Origin of the sequence: Candidatus Proelusimicrobium excrementi (assembly GCF_937881865.1) — a bacterium.
GTDB lineage: Bacteria > Elusimicrobiota > Elusimicrobia > Elusimicrobiales > Elusimicrobiaceae > Proelusimicrobium > Proelusimicrobium excrementi.
In genome coordinates, this window is the sequence record NZ_CALGEO010000161.1 from 1 (window position 1) to 5,656 (window position 5,656).

At 44.8% G+C, this 5,656-nt stretch carries 6 protein-coding genes; 5 read left to right on the plus strand and 1 reads right to left on the minus strand.

Annotated features, from left to right (window positions below; all coding sequences use genetic code 11):
- From ACQY26_RS07190 to rfbB, 3 genes are all read left to right on the plus strand, one after another.
- Positions 1 to 574: sugar phosphate nucleotidyltransferase (locus tag ACQY26_RS07190; protein ID WP_428048493.1), on the plus strand; the 574-nt coding region annotated here is incomplete at its 5' end.
- The gene (gene rfbC, locus ACQY26_RS07195) at positions 565 to 1,137 is read left to right on the plus strand and encodes a dTDP-4-dehydrorhamnose 3,5-epimerase (protein WP_428048495.1); all 573 of its coding nucleotides are present in this window, start codon (positions 565 to 567) and stop codon (positions 1,135 to 1,137) included. The genes ACQY26_RS07190 and rfbC, both read left to right, overlap by 10 nt.
- The gene (gene rfbB / locus ACQY26_RS07200; RefSeq protein ID WP_428048497.1) at positions 1,121 to 2,140 is read left to right on the plus strand and encodes a dTDP-glucose 4,6-dehydratase; all 1,020 of its coding nucleotides are present in this window, start codon (positions 1,121 to 1,123) and stop codon (positions 2,138 to 2,140) included. The genes rfbC and rfbB overlap by 17 nt, the downstream gene beginning before the upstream one ends.
- Positions 2,141 to 2,179: 39 nt before the next feature.
- Here the strand turns inward: rfbB and ACQY26_RS07205 are convergent, their stop codons facing one another.
- Complete coding sequence (locus ACQY26_RS07205) at positions 2,180 to 3,499, minus strand: Na+/H+ antiporter NhaC family protein (protein WP_428048499.1); 1,320 nt, start codon at positions 3,497 to 3,499, stop codon at positions 2,180 to 2,182.
- Between the two features lie 165 nt (positions 3,500 to 3,664).
- Between ACQY26_RS07205 and ACQY26_RS07210 the strand changes: the two genes are divergently transcribed.
- Both ACQY26_RS07210 and ACQY26_RS07215 read left to right on the plus strand, forming a co-directional pair.
- Positions 3,665 to 4,735 (plus strand): sigma-70 family RNA polymerase sigma factor, encoded by a 1,071-nt coding sequence (locus ACQY26_RS07210; RefSeq protein ID WP_428048501.1) that lies wholly within the window; start codon positions 3,665 to 3,667, stop codon positions 4,733 to 4,735.
- Positions 4,732 to 5,253 carry an adenine phosphoribosyltransferase gene (locus ACQY26_RS07215; RefSeq protein WP_428048503.1) on the plus strand — a complete coding sequence of 174 codons (522 nt, stop codon included), beginning with the start codon at positions 4,732 to 4,734 and terminating at the stop codon, positions 5,251 to 5,253. The genes ACQY26_RS07210 and ACQY26_RS07215 overlap by 4 nt, the downstream gene beginning before the upstream one ends.
- The last annotated feature ends 403 nt before the right edge of the window (positions 5,254 to 5,656 follow it).

Sequence of the window (5,656 nt, forward strand, 5' to 3'; positions counted from 1 at the left end):
CGCCATGATTCTGGGCGACAATATTTTCTACGGCGAAGGCTTGGAAAAAATGCTTTTATGCGCCGCAGGCCTTAAAGACGGTGCGGAAATTTTTGCCTCTCGTGTGGTAAATCCCGCGGCATACGGCGTTATTTCTTGTGATAAAGAGGGAAAGCCTTTGCTGGTAACGGAAAAGCCTTCAAAACCGGCTTCGTCTTGGGCGGTAACCGGGCTTTATTTCTATGATAATACGGTAGTTGAAGCTGCTTCCCGCCTTAAATTTTCCGCGCGCGGCGAGCTTGAAATAACCGATATCAACAATTTTTATCTTTCATCCGGCAAATTGAAAGTAAATTTTATGGGGCACGGCATGGCATGGCTGGATACCGGCACGCATGAGGATTTAATCAACGCCTCTACCTTTATAGAAAGCATAGAAACGCGTCAGGGCATAAAGACGGCCTGTCTTGAGGAAATATCGTTCAGAAACGGCTGGATAGACCGCGAAACGCTTTTAAAGCGCGCGTTTAAAATGAAGGGCACTCCTTACGGGGATTATCTTTTAAACCGCGACGCGGAGGGCTTATGGAAATAGCCGAAGAGTTTTTAAACGGAGCCAAGCTTTTAAAGCCGAAAGTTTTTGAAGACTGCCGCGGCTGTTTTTTTGAAAGCTACAATAAAAAAACTTTCGCCGCTTTGGGCATTAATGCCGATTTCGTTCAGGACAACGAATCGTTGTCCGCGGGCGGAGTATTGCGCGGACTGCACTTTCAAAAGCCTCCTCACGCTCAAGCCAAGCTTATACGTGTTTTGGAGGGGGAAGTTGAAGACGTTATATTGGATTTACGCTTCGGCGGGGCAACTTTCGGGCGGTATAAAAAGATTGTTTTAAGCGCGCAGAATATGAATATGCTTTTTGTTCCGCGCGGTTTTGCGCACGGTTTTCACGTTTTAAGTTCAAACGCTCGTTTGGCCTACAAATGTGATAATTTTTACGAACCGTCCTCCGAATGCGGCTTCAGGTTTGACGATCCCGCTTTAAATATTGACTGGTCTTTGGGCGGAGAGTCCCCCAAACTCATCCCCAAAGATTTGGGCTGGGGACCTTTTAGCGAGTATATAAAAAATCCTCTTTTTAAATATGAACAAACAATTTAAAAATATTCTTGTAACCGGCGGTGCGGGTTTTATCGGGTCAAATTTAATTTCTTTCCTGACGGAAAAATATCCCGCCTGCCGTATAATCAATTTGGACAAACTGACTTACGCCGCCGATTTGGAAAATTTAAAAGATGTTTCTTCCCGCCCTAATTACGTCTTTATAAAAGGCGATATTCGCGACGAAAAACTTATCCCGGAAATTTTTAAAACCTATTCCGTTGACGGGATATTTCATTTGGCGGCGTGCTCTCATGTTGATAATTCCATAAAAGAGCCGCGGGAATTTGTCAAAACCAATATAGAGGGAACATTCAATTTGCTTTCGTGTGCTTATCAAGCTTGGCATGAGGGGCCTTTTAAAGTCAGGGCCGGCCATGAGGGTGCGCGCTTTCATTTGGTTTCCACAGACGAGGTTTACGGATCGGCCGAAACAGGCCGCTTTACGGAAAGTTCTCCCATAAAACCTAATTCACCTTACAGCGCAAGCAAAGCTTCGGCCGATTTGCTCGCCCGCGCTTATATAAAAACTTTCGGCCTTAACGTAACGATTAGCAACTGTTCAAACAATTTCGGTCCTTGCCAGCATGGGGAAAAGTTCATCCCAACCGTCATAAGATGTGCTTTAAGCGGTAAAAATATACCGATTTACGGCGACGGCGGCAATATTCGCGATTGGCTTTACGTAAAGGACCATTGCGAAGCTCTTGATTTGATTTTCCGCCTTTCCTCCCCCGGCGAAACTTATAATATAGGCGGTGGTACGGAGCTTGATAATCTTACTTTGGCCAAACGCATTTGCGCCATGCTGAACAAGCTGCGCCCGTCCGCGGAAGATTATTCCAAATTAATATCTTTTGTGGAAGACAGGCCCGGCCACGACAGGCGGTATTCCGTCGATTCCTCAAAACTGAAAAAAGATTTGGGCTGGAGCGCGCGAACCTCTTTTGATTCCGCCTTGGAGCAAACCGTCAAATGGTACTTGCGTAAATACGATAAGTAAAATACGCGCGAACACAAAATACGCCAGCGCGCCGTAAATTTATTTTTTAAAAATGGATCTTATTTTCTGCGGGTATCCCAGCCATATCGCCACCAATGTGCCCAAGCCGAGCAATATCGGATAGTAGAGATATTTCATAATTTCTATCGGCGTAAGGGAAGCCAGCGCGGCGGCCATTAAAAGCTGCGCGCCATAAGGTATCAAACCCTGCACAAAGCAGGAGAATATATCCAGTATGCTGGCCGTTCTGCTGGCGGGTATTTTAAAGTTGGCCGCTATATCTTTCGCTATCGGGCCGGACATTAACAAAGCTATTGTATTATTTGCCGTACACAGGTTTGCAAAACTGACTAATGCGGCTATGCTCAGCTCCGCACCGCTTTTGGTTTTAATATTTTTGGTAAGTTTTTCAATAATCCAAGCCATACCGCCGTTTATGCGGATTGTTTCAAGCATTCCTCCGGCCAAAAGCGTAACTATGATAAGCTCCCCCATGCCTACTATGCCTTTGCCCATGGCTTCCGTCCAGCCCCATATCCCGAAGGAAGAAGTCAAAATGCCGGTAAGGCCGGCAAGTATTGTCCCTCCGGCAAGCACCAGTATAACGTTTACGCCGGATACCGCCGCGCCCAAAACCGCCACATACGGCAGAACTTTAAACCACTCTACTTTTTGAGGATCATAAGGCAGGCCTGAAGCGTTTGCAGAAAAATAATAAAGCACCGCCGTTATCACGGCAAAAGGCATAACTATGAGGAAATTGGTTTTAAATTTATCCGACATTTTGCATCCCTGCGTTCTGGTTGCGGCTATGGTTGTATCGGATATGAATGAAAGATTATCGCCGAACATCGCTCCGCTTACTATGACGGCAGTCATCAATGCGGGGTTAAGCCCGGTTTTTGCGGCTATACCCGCGGCGACCGGCACCAGCGCGACTATCGTCCCTACGGAAGTCCCCACGGAAACCGACACAAAGCAAGCCGCTAAAAACAGCCCGGGCGCAAGTAAAGCCGGCGGCAGGAGCGAAAGCGTCAAATTCACCGTAGCGTCCACGGAACCCATATCTTTTGTCGTCTGCGCAAATGCGCCCGCCATTATAAAAATCAACACCATAAAAAGGACGTTGCCGTTGGCCGCTCCTTGGCAGAAAACTTCTATTTTATGCTGAAGGTTTCCGCCTTTTATCATCGCCGCGCCTACCGACGAAGCCAGCAGAAAAGCCACCGTAATAGGCATTTTGTAAAAATCCCCGGCGATTATAGAAACGGCCAAATAGGAAACGAGAAAAACAATAAGCGGAGCCAAAGCTTTGTAATTGGGTTTAATGGGTTTTGAGGTGCTGTTTAATTCTTCCATAATTAAAATAAAAAAACCAAGCCGGAACTTGGTTGTAGTCCTTTTAAGTTATGAATATATTATATAAAATATGAAACCGGCTTGTCTTTGTCAGGCGGCGTCCGGCCAAAGTTTTTTAGGCGGGCGGATATTACAATAAATCTAAATATGTAGTATTATGTAAATATGGAAGAAAAAGGCGTAGATTCTACAAACGAATATTTTAAAAATATAAGTTCTCTAGTCAAAGATATAGACAGGGAACAGGAAGGCGCGCTTTGGAAACAGGCCAAAGCCGGGGATAAAGACGCCCGGGAGAAACTTGTCCAAATGCACTTAAGGCTTGTCATTCCCACAGCGAAGAGATTTGCCCGCGGCGGCATGGATCTTATGGATTTGGTTGAAGAAGGCAATTTGGGCCTTCTGCAGGCTATAGACAAATTTGATCCGTCGAGGGGATTTCGTTTTTCTACTTATGCCATACACTGGATAGAGCAATATATTCGCCGCGCCGTTGAAGAGCAAAGCGGCACTATCAAAATACCTTCCCACGCTTGGGATAATATGCGCCTGTGGGGCAAAACCTGGGATAAACTTAAAGAGAGATTGGGCCGCGAGCCCAGCCTTAAGGAAATGGCTTCGGAGATGAATATTTCCGCCAGGCAAGTCCGCTCCATTTTGGATACTTTAAGCGCAGCCTACAGCGTTGATTCTCTTTCCACGGCTTTAAGCGAAGAAGAGGATATGACGCTTGAAGATACAATAACCGATTACGGCAAAGGCAATCCCGACGATTTGGTTACCAATGCCGCCGCCAACAAAGAACTTTTGGGTATTTTGGAAGGCATTAATCCGCGCGATAAAGAAATTCTTATAATGCGTTACGGCATAGATTCGGAAGAACCTTTGACTTTGGCCGAAGTTTCCCAACGTATGGGCATATCGCGCGAGAGAGTCCGCCAAATAGAAGAACGCGCTGTAAGAAACGTCCGCAAAAAAGCGGAAGAACTCGGCCTGTTTGAATTTTCCGAAATGAACCATAAAACCAAAAAAATTCATCCCGGAATGGACATAAAAGCCAAAACGAATATTTTGGGCGATGAAATTTCGGTTTACAGCCCTCAGGCGACGAAATTGATGAAAATAACAGCCGAGGTAAAAAAGACCGCCAAAAAATCTTCCGCCGGCAAGAGTAAATCCAAAGCTCCCACCGTGAAAACATCGAAAAAAGCAGTTAAAAAAGGAAAAAGAAAATGAACGATAACACCGATTTAATAAAAGCTTTGCGCGATATCCCGGATTTTCCAAAACCGGGCATTATATTTAAGGATATAACGCCTGTATTGGCTGATTCCGCCTTATTTGCAAAAGTTATATACGGCCTTGCCGAATCCTGCAAGGGTAAAGAAATAACCAAGGTTGTAGGGATAGAATCGAGGGGATTTATTTTTGGCGCGGCTTTGGCGTACGCTTTGGGTGTGGGTTTTATTCCGGCACGCAAAAAAGGCAAGCTTCCGTATAAAACGATTTCCGCTTCTTTTGCGTTGGAATACGGCACGGACACTATTGAAATGCATGAAGACGCCCTTACCTCCGCCGATAAAGTAGTTATTGTTGATGATCTTTTGGCGACGGGCGGCACCGCAAACGCGGCGATAGAACTGGTCCGTCGTTTGGGTGCTGAAGTTAAATTGTGCGCTTTTGTTTGCGAACTGGGCTTTTTGAATGGCGGGGAGAGGATTAAATCTTCCTACAAATCCTTGCTGCACCTGTGATTTTGATTTTTTACTTACTCGCGTGGTGCCAAGTCCTTTCTGCTAACAATTTTCTATTTTTGAGCGTATTTTGATTTTTTTACCGTTTCGCATACTGCGCGCCCTATGGGCGCATCATGCTTAGTATAGCTTACGGTAAATAAAATCAAAATACATCTCAAAACTAAAAAATCACGCTTCTTAAATTCTCTCACGTTGTTTGTTCGTGTTAAATTCTATACTTTCGGTCTGTAGTTTTTCAACTCTTAAAAAATTATCATTATCGCATAAGTTACTTAACAAATAAGTTCTTCTTTATACTCAATATATAAACTTATCCGGTCGTAAAATAGTTCCATAACTTTTTTGCCATTGTTTGCGCCGTGTAGTACGTCGGGGTGTTTTGTTAAAAAGCGAAAACAGT